The 14,514-nt window shown below is 68.7% G+C and carries 14 protein-coding genes; 12 read left to right on the top strand and 2 right to left on the bottom strand.

From position 1 onward, the window contains the following. Positions 1 to 113 precede the first annotated feature (113 nt). From ACFWU9_RS30340 to ACFWU9_RS30350, 3 genes are read left to right on the top strand one after another with little or no spacing between them, the layout of a single operon-like run. Positions 114 to 923 carry an ABC transporter ATP-binding protein gene (locus ACFWU9_RS30340; protein WP_384324104.1) on the top strand — a complete coding sequence of 270 codons (810 nt, stop codon included), beginning with the start codon at positions 114 to 116 and terminating at the stop codon, positions 921 to 923. Next, positions 920 to 1,681 carry an ABC transporter permease gene (locus tag ACFWU9_RS30345; protein ID WP_384324106.1) on the top strand — a complete coding sequence of 254 codons (762 nt, stop codon included), beginning with the start codon at positions 920 to 922 and terminating at the stop codon, positions 1,679 to 1,681. The genes ACFWU9_RS30340 and ACFWU9_RS30345 overlap by 4 nt, the downstream gene beginning before the upstream one ends. A 15-nt stretch (positions 1,682 to 1,696) precedes the next feature. Then, positions 1,697 to 2,491: a MerR family transcriptional regulator gene (locus ACFWU9_RS30350; RefSeq protein ID WP_384324108.1), complete on the top strand. Its 795-nt coding sequence runs from the start codon at positions 1,697 to 1,699 to the stop codon at positions 2,489 to 2,491. A 277-nt stretch (positions 2,492 to 2,768) separates the two neighbouring features. Here the strand turns inward: ACFWU9_RS30350 and ACFWU9_RS30355 are convergent, their stop codons facing one another. After that, entirely contained in the window at positions 2,769 to 3,359 is a 591-nt protein-coding gene (locus ACFWU9_RS30355; RefSeq protein ID WP_384324110.1) for a hypothetical protein, read from the bottom strand. Between the two features lie 270 nt (positions 3,360 to 3,629). On the opposite strand from ACFWU9_RS30355, the gene hemL reads away from it, so the two are divergent. From hemL to ccsB, 7 genes are all read left to right on the top strand, one after another. Then, complete coding sequence (gene hemL, locus ACFWU9_RS30360; RefSeq protein ID WP_384324112.1) at positions 3,630 to 4,943, top strand: glutamate-1-semialdehyde 2,1-aminomutase; 1,314 nt, start codon at positions 3,630 to 3,632, stop codon at positions 4,941 to 4,943. Beyond that, positions 4,940 to 5,644, top strand: coding sequence for a histidine phosphatase family protein (locus ACFWU9_RS30365; RefSeq protein WP_384324114.1), 705 nt, complete (start codon positions 4,940 to 4,942; stop codon positions 5,642 to 5,644). Before hemL ends, ACFWU9_RS30365 begins: the two co-directional genes overlap by 4 nt. Positions 5,645 to 5,801: 157 nt before the next feature. Further along, positions 5,802 to 7,055 (top strand): hypothetical protein, encoded by a 1,254-nt coding sequence (locus tag ACFWU9_RS30370; RefSeq protein ID WP_384324116.1) that lies wholly within the window; start codon positions 5,802 to 5,804, stop codon positions 7,053 to 7,055. 124 nt (positions 7,056 to 7,179) lie between these two features. Further along, on the top strand, positions 7,180 to 7,809 hold the full coding sequence (locus ACFWU9_RS30375) for a TlpA family protein disulfide reductase (RefSeq protein ID WP_384324118.1): 630 nt from the start codon (positions 7,180 to 7,182) through the stop codon (positions 7,807 to 7,809). Positions 7,810 to 7,840: 31 nt separating this feature from the next. Beyond that, entirely contained in the window at positions 7,841 to 8,578 is a 738-nt protein-coding gene (locus ACFWU9_RS30380) for a cytochrome c biogenesis CcdA family protein (protein WP_384324120.1), read from the top strand. A 4-nt stretch (positions 8,579 to 8,582) separates the two neighbouring features. Next, positions 8,583 to 10,394: a cytochrome c biogenesis protein ResB gene (locus ACFWU9_RS30385; protein WP_384324122.1), complete on the top strand. Its 1,812-nt coding sequence runs from the start codon at positions 8,583 to 8,585 to the stop codon at positions 10,392 to 10,394. Beyond that, the gene (gene ccsB, locus ACFWU9_RS30390; RefSeq protein WP_384324124.1) at positions 10,391 to 11,482 is read left to right on the top strand and encodes a c-type cytochrome biogenesis protein CcsB; all 1,092 of its coding nucleotides are present in this window, start codon (positions 10,391 to 10,393) and stop codon (positions 11,480 to 11,482) included. The genes ACFWU9_RS30385 and ccsB overlap by 4 nt, the downstream gene beginning before the upstream one ends. A gap of 72 nt (positions 11,483 to 11,554) precedes the next feature. On the opposite strand, the gene ACFWU9_RS30395 is transcribed toward ccsB, so the two are convergent. Then, positions 11,555 to 12,007: a PLD nuclease N-terminal domain-containing protein gene (locus ACFWU9_RS30395; protein ID WP_384324126.1), complete on the bottom strand. Its 453-nt coding sequence runs from the start codon at positions 12,005 to 12,007 to the stop codon at positions 11,555 to 11,557. Positions 12,008 to 12,094: 87 nt separating this feature from the next. Here ACFWU9_RS30395 and ACFWU9_RS30400 point away from each other — a divergent pair, with 87 nt between their 5' ends. Both ACFWU9_RS30400 and mqnP read left to right on the top strand, forming a co-directional pair. After that, a complete protein-coding gene (locus tag ACFWU9_RS30400; RefSeq protein WP_384324128.1) occupies positions 12,095 to 13,552 on the top strand; it encodes a menaquinone biosynthesis decarboxylase in 1,458 nt (485 codons plus the stop codon). Then, the gene (mqnP, locus tag ACFWU9_RS30405; protein ID WP_384324130.1) at positions 13,549 to 14,502 is read left to right on the top strand and encodes a menaquinone biosynthesis prenyltransferase MqnP; all 954 of its coding nucleotides are present in this window, start codon (positions 13,549 to 13,551) and stop codon (positions 14,500 to 14,502) included. The genes ACFWU9_RS30400 and mqnP overlap by 4 nt, the downstream gene beginning before the upstream one ends. Positions 14,503 to 14,514: the final 12 nt, after the last annotated feature.

Raw genomic sequence — 14,514 nt, forward strand, 5'->3', positions numbered from 1 at the left:
GGCAGCGTCGTGGTCGGAGCGAGCTTGACCTTGACGCTGGGTCAACCCTTCATGCTTCCGGCAGGAGCTTCCCCGCGGTCGCGGGAACGACTCCACGAAGGAGGCAGATGACCATGACGGCCCCATCGATCGCCGGCCCGGTGATTCGCGTGCAGGGTTTGGAGAAGACGTACGGGAAGCTCGAAGTGCTAAGAGGCGTCGACTTCGAGGTGGCGCGGGGCAACATTTTCGCCCTGCTCGGCTCCAACGGGGCGGGCAAGACCACCACTGTGCGGATTCTCGCCACGCTCCTGAAGGCCGACGCCGGGACAGCCAGCGTCCACGGCTTCGACGTCGCCGCGCAACCGGCGAATGTACGGGAGTCCATCAGCCTCACCGGGCAGTTCGCGGCTGTCGACGAGATCCTCAGCGGCTGGGAGAACCTCGTCCTCGTCGCCAGGCTGCGCCACCTCAAGGACCCCGGCGCGATCGCGGATGATCTGCTGAGGCGTTTCTCGCTGACCGATGCCGGCCCGCGGAAGGTGTCCACGTATTCGGGCGGGATGCGCCGCCGGCTGGACATCGCGATGAGCCTCATCGGAAAGCCGCCCGTGATCTTCCTGGACGAGCCGACGGCCGGACTCGACCCCGAGGCGCGCATTGAGGTGTGGGATGCCGTCAAGGAACTCGCCGAGTACGGCACCACGGTGCTGCTCACCACGCAGTACCTGGAGGAGGCCGAGCAGCTCGCCGACCGGATCGCGATCCTCCACCAGGGGCGGATCATCGTGAACGGCACCCTCGCCGAGCTCAAGCAGCTCTTCCCGCCCGCCAAGGTCGAGTACATCGAGAAGCAGCCGACTCTGGAGGAGATCTTCCTCGCGGTCATCGGCGGCGGCGACAAGAGCGAAGCCACCATCACAACAAACGGGGGACAAGGATGACCGCGTACTTCATCAGCGACACCGCCGCCCTCACGGGGCGGACCCTGCGCCACGTCACACGCAGCATGGACACCATCATCACGACCGCCATCACGCCGGTCGCCATGATGCTGATGTTCGTCTACGTCTTCGGCGGCGCCATTGATACGGGGTCGGTCTCGTATGTGAACTACATGCTGCCCGGCATCCTGCTCATGACCATCGCATCCGGCATCTCCTACACCGCGTACCGGCTGTTCACCGATGTGAAGAGCGGAATCTTCGAGCGATTCCAGTCCATGCCGATCGCGCGGTCGGGTGTGCTGTGGGCTCACGTCGTCACCTCTCTGGTCGCCAACCTGATCGCCCTCGTACTCGTCGTGGGCGTCGCTCTGCTCATGGGCTTCCGCTCAGGGGCAGGAGTGCCGGCATGGCTCGCGGTCGCCGGCATCCTGCTCCTGTTCACCCTGGCGCTGACCTGGCTCGCCGTGATCCCCGGACTCTCCGCGTCATCGGTCGAGGGAGCGGGCGCGTTCGCCTACCCCCTCATCTTCCTGCCGTTCGTCAGCTCGGCGTTCGTGCCCACCAGGACGATGCCCGGCCCGGTGCGCTGGTTCGCCGAACATCAGCCGGTGACGTCGATCGTCAACACGATCCGCAACCTGTTCGCCCAGCAGCCGGTCGGTGACGACATCTGGACCGCCCTCGCCTGGTGCCTCGGCATCCTCGTCGTGGCGTACGTCTTCGCGATGGCCGCCTATCGCCGGAAGATCGCCTGAGGCAGGCTGGGCCCCATGCTCACCATCAGCCAGCTCGCGGCGTACGCCGGGGTGACGGTGCGGGCGGTACGCCACTACCACCGGATCGGGTTGCTGCCGGAGCCCGGGCGCGACCGGTCCGGATACCGGACCTACGACGCCGTCGCGGTCGTGCGACTGATCCGGATCCGCACCCTGGCCGACGCCGGCGTGCCGCTGGCCCGGGTGCAGGAACTCCTCGCCGCCGGCCCGGAGGAGTTCGCCGGCGGTGTGCAGGAGATCGACAAGGCCCTGCGCGCCGAGATCCGGCGGCTGCAGGACACTCGCAGCCGTCTCGCCCGGCTTGCCGCCGGAGAGCACCTGGCGCTTCCGCAGAGCGTTGTGGACTACCTCGGCCGGCTGCGCGGTCTCGGCGTCGAGGAGCGGTACATCGAGATGGAGCGGGACGCCTGGATCATGATCGCTGCCCAGGTGCCGCATTCGATCGACTCCGTGATCGCCAAGAAGCACGAGGAACTGGACGACCCCGACATGGTGAAGCTCTACAGCCTTCTCAGCGGGGCACTCGACTGGCCGGCCGACGATCCGCGGATCGTCGAGGTCGCCGACATCATGGAGCGCTTGATGGCACGCGCTGTGGAGGCGGGCGAGGTGGGTGCCGACGACGGCATCGACGATCAGTTTGTCGACCTGCTGGACTCAACCATGGTCGAGTCCTCACCGCACGCCGCGCGGCTGTTGGCGATTCTGGAGGAGCGGGGCTGGAGGGGCTGGACCCGCATCGAGCGAGTGCCTGCCGAGGCACTCGACACCGAGCCGCCGCCATCGTGAAGTGGTGGCGGCGGCCGGTGGGCGGTGGAGACGAAGCCGGACCGCCAGCGGGCGATCGTGTACCCGCCGGGCGACAGAACCCTCGAACTGCGCCCCCGCTCCGGCGAGATCAGCGGGTCGCGGCGCTGAAGAGCTGACGACGAGCACGGCCTGGGCCGCGTGAAGCGGTTGGTTGCCCCGCGACGCCGTCGGGCGCTTCCCGCAGGAGGTCAGCAGCCCGCCCCGGCCGCCGCTGCCGACCACATCTTGCCGCGCCCGTCCCTCGTGAGACTCGGTCCTACGGCCACACCAGGCAGTACGGCTGGTGCCCCGCCTCGTGGAGGCGGTGGCTGAAGTCCTGCCATTCGTGGAGCAGTTGGTAGACGTTGAACGCGTCGCGCGGGCCGCCGCGGTCCGGGACCGTGGACCAGATGAAGGCCGCCGCTCCCACCGATTCCTCGCCGATGCCGCGCAGCGGGTCCACCACCGTCATCGGGAGTTTGACCACCGCGTAGTCCGGGTGCAGGACGACCAGTTCGAGCGGGGGGACCTTGTTCAGGGGCATGCCCTGGATGCCCGTGAGGACCATCGCCGCTATCGTCTCGGGCTTGATCTTGGTGAACATGCCGCCCATGCCCAGCTCGTCGCCGCCCAGCTCCTCCGGGCGCATCGAGATGGGGACCCGGGCCGCCGTCGCGCCGTCCGGGGCGCCGAAGTATTTGTAGGTCACCCCCACCCGGCCGCTCCCGCCTCCCGGAGGCCGGCCGCCGTTCGTGCCGGCGGGAGGCTGCGCGCGGGCCTCTCGCTCGCGGCGCCGGTGTTTCCCCCGTCGGGCAGGGTCGGGACCGAGGTCATCGGTCCCCTCGCCCAGTCCGCCACCGCGATGCATATCTCCACCCGACCACTCGCAGCCCCGGCCGCGCAACCCGATCATCGTGACAGTGACCTCCCCCACGGGCGACCGGTGAAACACCTGTCCGCAGATACTTCGAAGGCTCTGACACCATGGATTGCGTGAGCTTCCCCTATGACGCCCCAGTTTCGCAGACGCGAGGGCGTTGACGCCTTATGTAATACGAGGAGACCTCGCGCCTCGCTCATCCGTGGCTGAGATCCTTCGTCCCGGCCACCCGACCTCCCATGGCAGATCAGGACCAAAGTGTCGTATTCATACGAAGCCCCCGTTTCGCAGGCGCTTTTCGACCGTGCGTCGATTGTGACGCCCGGTGGCGTGAATTCTCCCGTCCGCGCCTTCCGGGCCGTGGGCGGTACGCCCCGTTTCATGGTGTCCGGTGACGGTCCGTACCTCACGGACGCCGACGGGCGCGACTATGTCGACCTCGTCTGCTCCTGGGGGCCGATGATCCTCGGGCACTCGCGGCCCGAGGTCATCGAGGCCGTCCAGGCAGCCGTCGCGCGCGGCACCTCCTTCGGTACGCCCGGTGAGGGCGAGGTCGCGCTCGCCGAGGAGATCGTCGCCCGTGTCGCCCCCGTCGAGCAGGTACGGCTCGTGTCGTCCGGCACCGAGGCCACCATGTCGGCGATCCGGCTCGCCCGCGGTTTCACCGGGCGCGCGAAGATCGTGAAGTTCGCCGGCTGCTACCACGGGCACGTGGACGCCCTGCTGGCCGCCGCCGGCTCGGGCGTCGCGACCTTCGGGCTGCCCGACACGCCCGGCGTGACCGGCGCGCAGGCCGGGGACACCGTCGTACTGCCGTACAACGACCTGGACGCCGTCCGCGCCGCCTTCGCCGCGCACCCCGGCGAGATCGCCTGTGTGATCACCGAGGCGTCGCCCGGGAACATGGGCGTCGTGCCGCCGCGCGACGGGTTCAACGCCGGGCTCAAGGCGCTGTGCGCGTCGAACGGCGCGCTGTACATCTCCGACGAGGTGATGACCGGGTTCCGTACGTCGAAGGCCGGCTGGTACGGCATCGACGGCGTCACGCCCGACCTGATGACCTTCGGCAAGGTGATGGGCGGCGGATTCCCCGCCGCCGCCTTCGGCGGGCGCGCCGACGTCATGGCGCACCTCGCTCCCGCCGGCCCCGTCTACCAGGCCGGCACGCTCTCCGGGAACCCCGTCGCCACCGCCGCCGGGCTCGCCCAGCTGCGGCTGCTCGACGACGCGGCGTACGCGAAGGTCGACGCCGTGTCGGCCGAGATCCGCGGGCTGGTCAGCGACGCCCTCACCAAGGAGGGTGTCGCGCACCGCGTGCAGACGGCGGGCAACATGTTCTCCGTGTTCTTCACTGCGGACGAGGTCCGTGACTACGAGGACGCCAAGCGGCAGGAAGCTTTCCGCTTCACCGGCTTCTTCCACTCGATGCTCGCCGACGGCGTCTATCTGCCACCGTCCGCCTTCGAGTCCTGGTTCGTCTCCACCGCTCACGACGACCGCGCGGTCGAGCGTGTCGCCGCCGCGCTGCCGGCCGCCGCCCGCGCCGCCGCGGAAGCGAGGACGGGATCATGAGCGAGGAAAGGACCGGGCCGGGGAACGACGCTGGGATCACCGTCGTACACGTCCTGCGCCACGGAGAGGTCCACAACCCCGACGGGGTCCTCTACGGCCGCCGCGACGGCTACCACCTCTCCGAGCTCGGCCGGCAGATGGCCGACCGCGTCGCCGAGCACCTGGCGGGCCGCGACATCACCTACGTCGTGGCGTCCCCGCTGGAGCGCGCCCAGGAGACCGCCGCGCCCGTCGCCGAGTCCCACGGTCTGACCCTGCACACCGACGACCGTCTCATCGAGGCCGAGAACGTCTTCGAGGGCAAGACCTTCGGGGTCGGCGACGGCGCCCTGCGCTCGCCCGCCAACTGGCGTTATCTGACCAATCCCTTCCGGCCCTCCTGGGGGGAGGCGTACGTCGACCAGGTCGCCCGCATGAAGGACGCCCTGGCGGAGGCCCGCGACCGGGCCGCCGGGCACGAGGCCGTGTGCGTCAGCCACCAGCTGCCGATCTGGATCGTGCGCAGCCACTTCGAGCGCCGCAGGCTCTGGCACGACCCGCGCCGCAGGCAGTGCACGCTCGCGTCCCTGACGTCGTTCACGTACGAGGGGGAGAAACTGATCTCCGTCGCCTATACGGAGCCGGCGCGTGATCTCGTACCGGCGCACCTTCTCGCCGGTGCCAAACCGGTGAAGGGCGCGTCGAAAGCCTTCGGTGCGTAGTCGGCCAATCGCCCACGGTCTGCGTCGAATGTCACATCCGCCGTTACAGGCGAATGCTTTGCCAATTCCTGGAACCTGTGAGTTCCCTGTGCCCTCTAACGTGTTGTCGTCCGCATGACCGGCGGGCGTGACATGGGCGATCGCGGATGGGGACGAAATGCGCGGCATGAGCCGAAGGAACCTGCTCGGGGCCGGAATCGGGGCCGCGGCCGCAATCGGAATCGGGGCCTGCGGTAACGACGGGGGCACGTCCGGCAATACCGGTTCCGGTACGGGCGGGGCGGGGGACAGGGGAAGTGGCAGGCCGAGCGCCGGGCCGAGTGAGAAGAATGTGCGGATGATCGGTGACGGTTCCACGTCCGACACCGGAAAGCAGCCGCACCAGCCGCCCGCCCCCGTACCGCTGGAACCGGGCGAGACCCCGCCGCAGTTCGTGATCTTCTCCTGGGACGGCGCGGGCGAAGTGGGCAACGGCCTCTTTCCGCGCTTCCTCGACCTCGCCAGGGACCACGGCGCGGCGATGACGTTCTTCCTCTCCGGCATCTATCTGCTGCCGGAGTCGAAGAAGACGCTCTACCGCCCGCCGGGCAACGCCGTCGGCGCCTCCGACATCGGTTACCTCACCGACGGGCACATCAAGGAGACGCTGACGTACATACGCAAGGCCTGGCTCGAAGGGCATGAGATAGGCACCCACTTCAACGGGCACTTCTGCGCCGGTTCGGGCTCCGTCGGCAACTGGTCGCCCAAGCAGTGGCGCGACGAGACCGAGCAGGCCATCGGCTTCGTCACCGAGTGGAAGACGAACAGCGGCTGGAAGGACCTCGACCCGCTGCCGTTCGACTACCGCAAGGAACTCGTCGGCGCCCGCACGCCCTGTCTGCTCGGCCAGGACAGCCTGCTGCCCATGGCGGCCAAGATGGGCTGGCGCTACGACGCCAGCTCGCCCGGCGGCCGGCAGATGTGGCCGGAGAAGCGCAAGGGCGTGTGGGATCTGCCGTTGCAGGGCGTGCCGTTCCCCGGGCGCTCCTTCGAGGTGCTCTCGATGGACTACAACATGCTCGCCAATCAGTCGGGAAATTCGACCAAGGGTGTTCCCGCGAATTATCCGGGCTGGCGCAAGCAGGCCGCGGAGGCTTATCTCTCCGGATTCCGGCGCGCGTACGAGTCGAATCGGGCCCCCTTCTTCATAGGGAATCACTTCGAGGAGTGGAACGGCGGCATATATATGGACGCGGTCGAAGAGGCGCTGAAGGGGATGGCGGGCAAGAAGGACGTACGGCTGGTGTCCTTCCGGCAGTTCGCGGACTGGCTCGACGTCCAGGACCCGGCGGTGCTCGCCAAACTCCGTACGCTGGACGTCGGTCAGGCCCCCGCGGGCGGGTGGAACACCTTCTTCAAAGCGGCCTGAGCCGAAGCGCGCCCGGGCGGCCCTGCGTACGGGACGGCGGCCCCGAACAGGCCGCCGACAGGGCGTTTCCCGGGAGCGAGGGGGGCGAAGAAGATCCCTGAATGGCCCATGCGAAACTTTTCACATGAACCTTGGCCGAGCCCCCCGAAGCCGCTCGAACCGACGCCCACGCGCCGTGCTTCCGGCCGTTGTCGCGTCGGCGGCCATGCTCACCCTGGCGGCGTGCGGCGGTGGCGCCACGTCCGGGGGCGGCGGTGACACCAACTTCGTGACGAACACCGGCGGCGTGCAGACCGTCGCCGTGGCCGACCGGCAGCCGGTCGACGAGATCGCCGGCGAGACGCTCGAAGGCAAGCGGCTCGACGTGGCGGACCTCAAGGGCAAGGTCGTCGTTCTGAACGTCTGGGGTTCGTGGTGCGGCCCCTGCCGCGCCGAGGCGCCGTACTTCGCGAAGGTCGCCAAGGAGACCGAGGCCAAGGGCCAGGAGGTCGCCTTCGTCGGGCTCAACACCCGCGACGCCAACAAGGGCTCGGCCATAGCCTTCGAGAAGGACTACGGCGTCCTGTACCCGAGCATCTACGACCCGGCCGGCAAGCTCATCGTCAACGGCTTCCCCAAGGGCAGCCTCAATCCGCAGGCCATCCCCTCCACGATCGTGCTCGACCGTGAGGGCAGGATCGCGGCCCGCTCGCTCAAGGCGCTCGACGACAAGAAGCTGCGCGAGATGATCGACCCGCTGATCGCGGAGAAGTGATCCCGTGGAGGTTCTCGCCGCGGTTCCCGGCATGAATGAGACGGTCTTCAGCGGGGCCCTGCTGGTCGCGCTGCCGATCGCGCTGCTGGGCGGTCTCGTCTCGTTCTTCTCGCCCTGCGTGCTGCCGCTCGTGCCGGGCTATCTGTCGTACGTCACCGGCATCAGCGGCACCGATCTGGGAGACGCCCGGCGCGGCCGGATGGTCACCGGCGCCGTGCTGTTCATCACCGGCTTCACCGCGGTCTTCGTCTCCGGCGGCGCGCTCTTCGGCTACTTCGGCAGCACCCTCCAGGACAACCGCACGGTCATCTCGCGCATCCTCGGTGTGCTCATGATCGCGATGGGCGTGTTCTTCATGGGGCTGCTGCCCTGGCTCACCCAGCGCGAGTTCCGCCTCCACAAGCGGCCGGTGTCGGGGCTGGTCGGCGCCCCGGTGCTGGGCGCGCTGTTCGGGGTCGGCTGGACACCCTGCATCGGCCCGACGCTCACCTCCGTGAACATGCTCGCCTTCGACCAGGCGACCGCGGGACGAGGGGCCATACTGACCGTCGCGTACTGCGTCGGACTCGGGGTGCCCTTCGTGCTCGCCGCCGTGGCGTTCCGCAAGGCGCTGGGGCTCTTCGGCTGGGTCAAGCGCCACTACATGTGGGTGATGCGGATCGGCGGCGTGATGATGATCGCGACCGGGGTGCTGCTCGTGACCGGCGTGTGGGACAGCATCATGCAGTCCATGCAGACGTGGACCAACGGCTTCACGGTGGGGATCTAGTTCCATGAGCAAGACAGAGACGACGGCGGCGGAGACGGCCGAGGGCCCTGACGAGACGTCCCTCACGTCCGAGACGTCCCTCACACCCGAGGCCAAGGAGGCCCGCGAACTCGGCGCCGCCGGATCGCAGCTGTCCACCGCGCCCCGCGAGGAGTCCGCCGTCGGCGGCCCCAGCCTCGGCCCGCTCGGCTGGCTCCGCTGGTTCTGGCGCCAGCTCACCTCGATGCGTGTCGCGCTGATCCTGCTCTTCATGCTGTCGCTCGCCGCCATCCCCGGCTCGCTCATCCCGCAGAACAGCGTCGACGAGCTCAAGGTCCAGACGTTCCAGGAGCAGCACGAGACGGTCACCCCGATCTACGAGAAGCTCCAGCTGTTCGACGTGTACAGCTCGGTCTGGTTCTCCGCGATCTATCTGCTGCTCTTCATCTCGCTCATCGGCTGCATCGTCCCGCGCACCTGGCAGTTCGTCGGGCAGCTGCGCGGCCGTCCACCGGCCGCCCCCAAGCGGCTCACCAGGCTTCCCGCGTACACGACGTGGCGTACGACGGCCGAGCCGGACGAGGCCCGCGAGGCGGCGCTCGCCCTGCTCAAGCGGCGGCGCTTCCGCGCCCACACGGTGGGGGACGCGGTCGCCGCCGAGAAGGGCTACCTCCGCGAGACGGGCAATCTGCTCTTCCACATCGCGCTGATCGTGATGCTGGTGGCCTTCGCGACCGGACAGCTCTTCAAGTCCGAGGGCGGAAAGCTGATCCTGGAGGGCGACGGCTTCTCCAACACCCTCACCCAGTACGACGACTTCAAGTCGGGCTCCATGTACGACACCGACGACCTGGAGCCGTTCAGCTTCACCCTCGACAAGTTCGTCGGCACCTTCGAGCGCAAGGGGCCGCAGGTCGGCACCGCCCGGGAGTTCGAGGCCCACGTCAGCTACTCGGCGAAGGCCGGCGAGAAGGAGCGCAAAGCCGTCATCGAGGTCAACGAACCGCTGGAGGTCAATGGTTCGAAGGTCTATCTGATCGGCCACGGCTACGCCCCCGTCCTCACCGTCCGCGACGGGAAGGGCAAGGTCGTCTTCAAGGGCGCGACCCCGCTCCTGCCGATCGACAACAACATCACCTCGACCGGCGCGATCAAGGTGATGGACGGCTACCGCGACAAGAACGGCAAGAAGCAGCAGCTCGGCTTCAACGCCTTCTTCGTCCCGACGTTCGCGGGCAAGGGCAACGGGAGCATGTTCTCCCAGTTCCCCGAACTGGACTATCCCGTGCTGGCGCTCACCGGCTACATCGGCAGCCTGGGCGTCGACTCCGGTCTGCCGCAGAACGTGTACCAGCTGGACACCAAGAAGATGAAGCAGTTCAAGGACGCCGACGGCAACAAGCTCGCGAAGCGGCTGCTGCCCGGCGAGACGATGGAGCTGCCCGGCGGCGCGGGCTCGGTGACCTTCGAGAAGGACATCAAGGAGTGGGCGACCTTCACGGTCTCCCAGCAGCCCGGCAACGGGCTCGCCCTCGCGGGTGCGATCGGTGCCGTGCTCGGCCTCGTGGGCTCGCTGTTCATCCAGCGGCGCCGGATCTGGGTCCGTACGGTACGGGGCGCGGACGGCGTCACCGTCGTGGAGATGGCCGGTCTCGGCCGCTCCGAGTCGGCGAAGCTCCCGGAGGAGCTGGGCGACCTGGCGCTGACGCTCAACGCGCAGGCGCCGACCGCGCCGGCGGCCGAAGAGGCCCCGGACGCGCAGGAGAACACGGACGTTTCAGACACACCCACCGCCGCCGCCACTACCGGAGAGCCTGTCGAAGGGGCTGAGAAGTGAACCTCGCCGCCACCACCAACGAGAGCCTGGCGAACACCGCCAACGTGCTGGTCTACTCGTCCATGGCCGTCTACACCCTGGCCTTCTTCGCCCATATCGCCGAGTGGGTCCTGGGCAGCCGCAGCAAGGTCGGCCGTACCGCCGCCGCGCTGACCGGCGCCGGCGCGAAGGCCTCCGCCACGGTCGAGGTGCGTACGGCGGAGAAGGAGAAGGGCGGCGGCACCGCCGTCCTGGAGCGGCCCAAGGTCATCACGCGCTCGGCGGCCGGACACCGCGACGTGCCCGACGGGCCCGGCGCGGCGGGCGGTTCCCTCAAGGGCGACCTCTACGGACGTATCGCCGTCTCGATGACCACGCTCGGCTTCCTGCTGGAGGCCGTGGGGGTCATCGCCCGCGCGACGGCGGTGCAGCGCGCGCCGTGGGGCAACATGTACGAGTTCTCCACCACCTTCTCGACGGTGGCGGTCGGCACGTACCTCGCCTTCCTCCTCACGAAGAAGAACGTGCGCTGGATCGGACTGCCGCTGGTCACCACGGTGCTGCTCAACCTCGGCATCGCGACGACCGTGCTCTACACCGACAGCGACCAACTGGTCCCGGCGCTCCACTCGTACTGGCTCTGGATCCACGTCTCCACCGCGATCTTCTGCGGCGCGGTCTTCTATCTCGGCGCCGTGGGCACGCTCTTCTATCTGCTGCGTGACGTGTACGAGTCCAAGGTCGCCCGGGGCGTCACCGTCGGCCGCGCGTGGTCCTCCGTCATGGAGCGGCTGCCCGCCGCCGCGACGCTCGACAAGTTCTCGTACCGCGTGAACGCCGCCGTCTTCCCGCTCTGGACCTTCACGATCATCGCCGGCGCGATCTGGGCCGGCGACGCCTGGGGCCGTTACTGGGGCTGGGACCCCAAGGAGGTCTGGTCGTTCATCACCTGGGTCGCGTACGCCTGTTACCTGCACGCGCGCGCCACGGCGGGCTGGAAGGGCCGCAAGGCGGCGACGCTGGCGCTGGTCGCCTTCGGGTGCTGGCTCTTCAACTACTACGGCGTCAACATCTTCGTCACCGGAAAGCACTCGTACGCGGGCGTGTGACCGCGTAGGAACGGAGAAAGCGGCGCGCTCCCGGGACCACCGGGGGCGCGCCGCTCCGTCGTCGTACGGGGGTCAGCTCGCGGGCGGGACGTCGTCCGCGCTGCCGCCCTTCTCGCGGCGCTCGATCTCCGCCTCACGGCGGCGCAGATCGGCCTCACGCCGCTCCAGTTCGGCCACGGCGTCCGCGTCGGGCACGGCGGGACCGGGCTCGGCCTTGGCGGCCGGGTCGCTCGGGCCGTCCTTCTTGCCGTCCTTCTTGCCTTCCTCCTCAAGGGACTTGAGGAAGTCGGGGTTGTCGTCCGGCGCGACCCATCCGCCGCGGCGCCCCGTCGACCCCGCGCCGGTGCCGGGCTTCCTGCCCACGATCAGCCACGCGATCGAGCCGACCAGCGGGAAGAGCAGCACCAGGACGGCCCAGATGGGCTTGGGGATATGACGGATGTCCTTCTCGTCGGTGGTGATGCAGTCAATGAAGGCATAGATGCTGAGAGCCAGCGGCACCAGAATCATCAGCACCCGAAGCATGGGCGGTCCCCCTGTGCGTGGAGATCGAGTACGGAGCGGTGGCCCCGGTTACAGGACCAGGGTAGCGAGTAGCAGATACTGGAGGGCATGGCATACGACGATCTTCGCTCGCTGCTCCGGGCGCTGGAGCGCGACGGCGACCTCACCCGCATCAAGGCCGAGGTCGATCCGTATCTGGAAATCGGCGAGATCGTCGACCGGGTGAACAAGGCGGGCGGACCGGCGCTCCTCTTCGAGAACGTCAAGGGCTCCGACATGCCTCTGGCGATGAACGTGTACGGGACGGACCGCCGGCTTCTCAAGGCGCTGGGCCTCAAGGCGTACACGGACATCAGCGACAAGATCGGCGGGCTGCTCAAGCCCGAACTGCCGCAGGGTTTCGTGGGAGTGCGCGAGGCCTTCGGGAAGCTCGGCACGATGACGCACGTGCCGCCGAAGAAGGTCAAGCCCGGCAGCGCGCCCGTGCAGGAGGTCGTCCTCATGGGGGACGACGTGGATCTGGACCGGCTGCCCGCGCTCTTCACCTGGCCGGAGGACGGCGGCTCGTTCTTCAACCTCGGTCTGACACACACCAAACACCCCGAGACCGGTGTCCGGAACCTCGGGCTCTACCGGCTCCAGCGCCATGACAGGCGCACCATCGGCATGCACTGGCAGATCCACAAGGACAGCCGCAACCACTACCAGGTCGCCGCCAGGCGCGGTGAACGGCTGCCCGTCGCGATCGCCTTCGGCTGTCCGCCCGCCGTGACGTACGCCTCCACCGCCCCGCTGCCCGGTGACATCGACGAGTACCTCTTCGCCGGCTTCGTCCAGGGCAAGCGGATCGAGATGGTCGACTGCCGTACGGTGCCGCTCCAGGTGCCCGCCAACGCCGAGGTCGTCATCGAGGGCTGGCTGGAGCCGGGGGAGACGCTGCCCGAGGGGCCGTTCGGCGACCACACCGGCTTCTACACACCGCAGGAGCCGTTCCCCGCGCTGACCATCGACTGCGTGACGATGCGCGAGCGCCCGCTGCTCCAGTCGATCGTGGTGGGCCGGCCGCCGACGGAGGACGGGCCGCTGGGACGCGCGACGGAACGGTTCTTCCTGCCGCTGCTCAAGATCATCGTGCCCGACATCGTGGACTACCACCTGCCGGAGTCGGGCGGCTTCCACAACTGCGCGATCGTCTCGATCGACAAGAAGTACCCCAAACACGCGCAGAAGGTGATGCACGCCATCTGGGGCGCCCACATGATGTCGCTCACCAAGCTGATCGTGGTCGTGGACGCCGACTGCGACGTGCACAATCTGCACGAGGTGTCCTGGCGGGCGCTGGGGAACACCGACTACTCGAGGGACCTGACGGTGGTGGAGGGCCCGGTCGACCATCTCGACCACTCCTCGTACCAGCAGTTCTGGGGTGGCAAGGCCGGTATCGACGCCACGCGCAAACTCCCCGAGGAGGGGTACACGCGGGACGGTGGCTGGCCGGAGATGGTCGAGTCCGACCCGGAGACCGCGGACCGGGTGACGAAGCGTTGGAGGGAGTACGGCCTGTGAGCAGTGCCGCCGAGGGAGCCGACGGACTTGTCGGGCAGGGCCGGCCGGGCCGCTCGGGGCCCGGACCCGCGCCGACCGGCAGCAGGACGCGGGCGTTCCTGCGGCTGGTGATGATCGAGCACTCGGTCTTCGCGCTGCCGTTCGCCTACATCGCCGCGCTGACGGCCATGTTCCAGCTCGACCGGAACATCCACTGGGGCCGGCTGCTGCTCGTCACCGTCGCCATGGTGGGCCTGCGGACCTTCGCGATGGCCTGCAACCGGATCATCGACCGCGAGATCGACGCCCGTAACCCCCGTACCGCGAACCGTGAGTTGGTGACCGGCGCGATGTCGGTGCGCTCCGCGTGGACGGGCGCGCTCGTCGCCCTCGTGGTGTTCCTGGGCGCCGCCGCCCTGCTCAATCCGCTCTGTCTGGTGCTCTCCCCCGTCGCCGTCGTGCCGATGGTCGTCTATCCGTACGGGAAGCGGTTCACGAACTTCCCGCACGCCATCCTCGGGCTCGCCCAGGCCATGGGCCCGGTCGGCGCGTGGATCGCGGTCACCGGCGAGTGGTCGTGGGACGCGGTCGTCCTCGGTCTGGCCGTGGGCATCTGGATCGGCGGTTTCGACCTGATCTTCGGCAGCCAGGACGTCGAGGCGGACCGCGCGCACGGGGTGAAGTCCGTCCCGGCGCGCTTCGGCATCCCGGCCGCGCTGTACGGCGCGCGCGTCGCGCACGCCGTGACCACGGCGCTGCTGGTCTGGTACGCCCTGATCACCGACGCGGGTCTGTTCTTCTGGGTGGGCCTGCTGATCGTCGCCGCCGCGTTCCTCTACGAGCACCAGGTCGTGAAGCCGAACGATCTGTCCCGTCTCAACCGGGCCTTCTTCACCGTCAACGGCTTCATCGGGATGGCGCTCTTCATCTGCGCGCTGCTCGACCTGCTCGTACGCGGCCTGACCGTCTGACCCCGGCCGGGC

This window comes from Streptomyces sp. NPDC058653 (assembly GCF_042716895.1).
Taxonomy (GTDB): Bacteria; Actinomycetota; Actinomycetes; order Streptomycetales; family Streptomycetaceae; genus Streptomyces.

What these genes read in the sequence shown, in the direction of transcription:
- ACFWU9_RS30385 (WP_384324122.1), top strand. Translation starts at nt 8,583, where the DNA reads ATGAGCAAGACAGAGACGACGGCGGCGGAGACGGCCGAGGGCCCTGAC.
- ACFWU9_RS30375 (WP_384324118.1), top strand. Translation starts at nt 7,180, where the DNA reads ATGAACCTTGGCCGAGCCCCCCGAAGCCGCTCGAACCGACGCCCACGC.
- ACFWU9_RS30395 (WP_384324126.1), bottom strand. Translation starts at nt 12,007, where the DNA reads ATGCTTCGGGTGCTGATGATTCTGGTGCCGCTGGCTCTCAGCATCTAT.
- ACFWU9_RS30345 (WP_384324106.1), top strand. Translation starts at nt 920, where the DNA reads ATGACCGCGTACTTCATCAGCGACACCGCCGCCCTCACGGGGCGGACC.
- ACFWU9_RS30370 (WP_384324116.1), top strand. Translation starts at nt 5,802, where the DNA reads ATGCGCGGCATGAGCCGAAGGAACCTGCTCGGGGCCGGAATCGGGGCC.
- ACFWU9_RS30380 (WP_384324120.1), top strand. Translation starts at nt 7,841, where the DNA reads ATGAATGAGACGGTCTTCAGCGGGGCCCTGCTGGTCGCGCTGCCGATC.
- ACFWU9_RS30340 (WP_384324104.1), top strand. Translation starts at nt 114, where the DNA reads ATGACGGCCCCATCGATCGCCGGCCCGGTGATTCGCGTGCAGGGTTTG.
- ACFWU9_RS30365 (WP_384324114.1), top strand. Translation starts at nt 4,940, where the DNA reads ATGAGCGAGGAAAGGACCGGGCCGGGGAACGACGCTGGGATCACCGTC.
- ACFWU9_RS30350 (WP_384324108.1), top strand. Translation starts at nt 1,697, where the DNA reads ATGCTCACCATCAGCCAGCTCGCGGCGTACGCCGGGGTGACGGTGCGG.
- ACFWU9_RS30355 (WP_384324110.1), bottom strand. Translation starts at nt 3,359, where the DNA reads ATGCATCGCGGTGGCGGACTGGGCGAGGGGACCGATGACCTCGGTCCC.
- ACFWU9_RS30400 (WP_384324128.1), top strand. Translation starts at nt 12,095, where the DNA reads ATGGCATACGACGATCTTCGCTCGCTGCTCCGGGCGCTGGAGCGCGAC.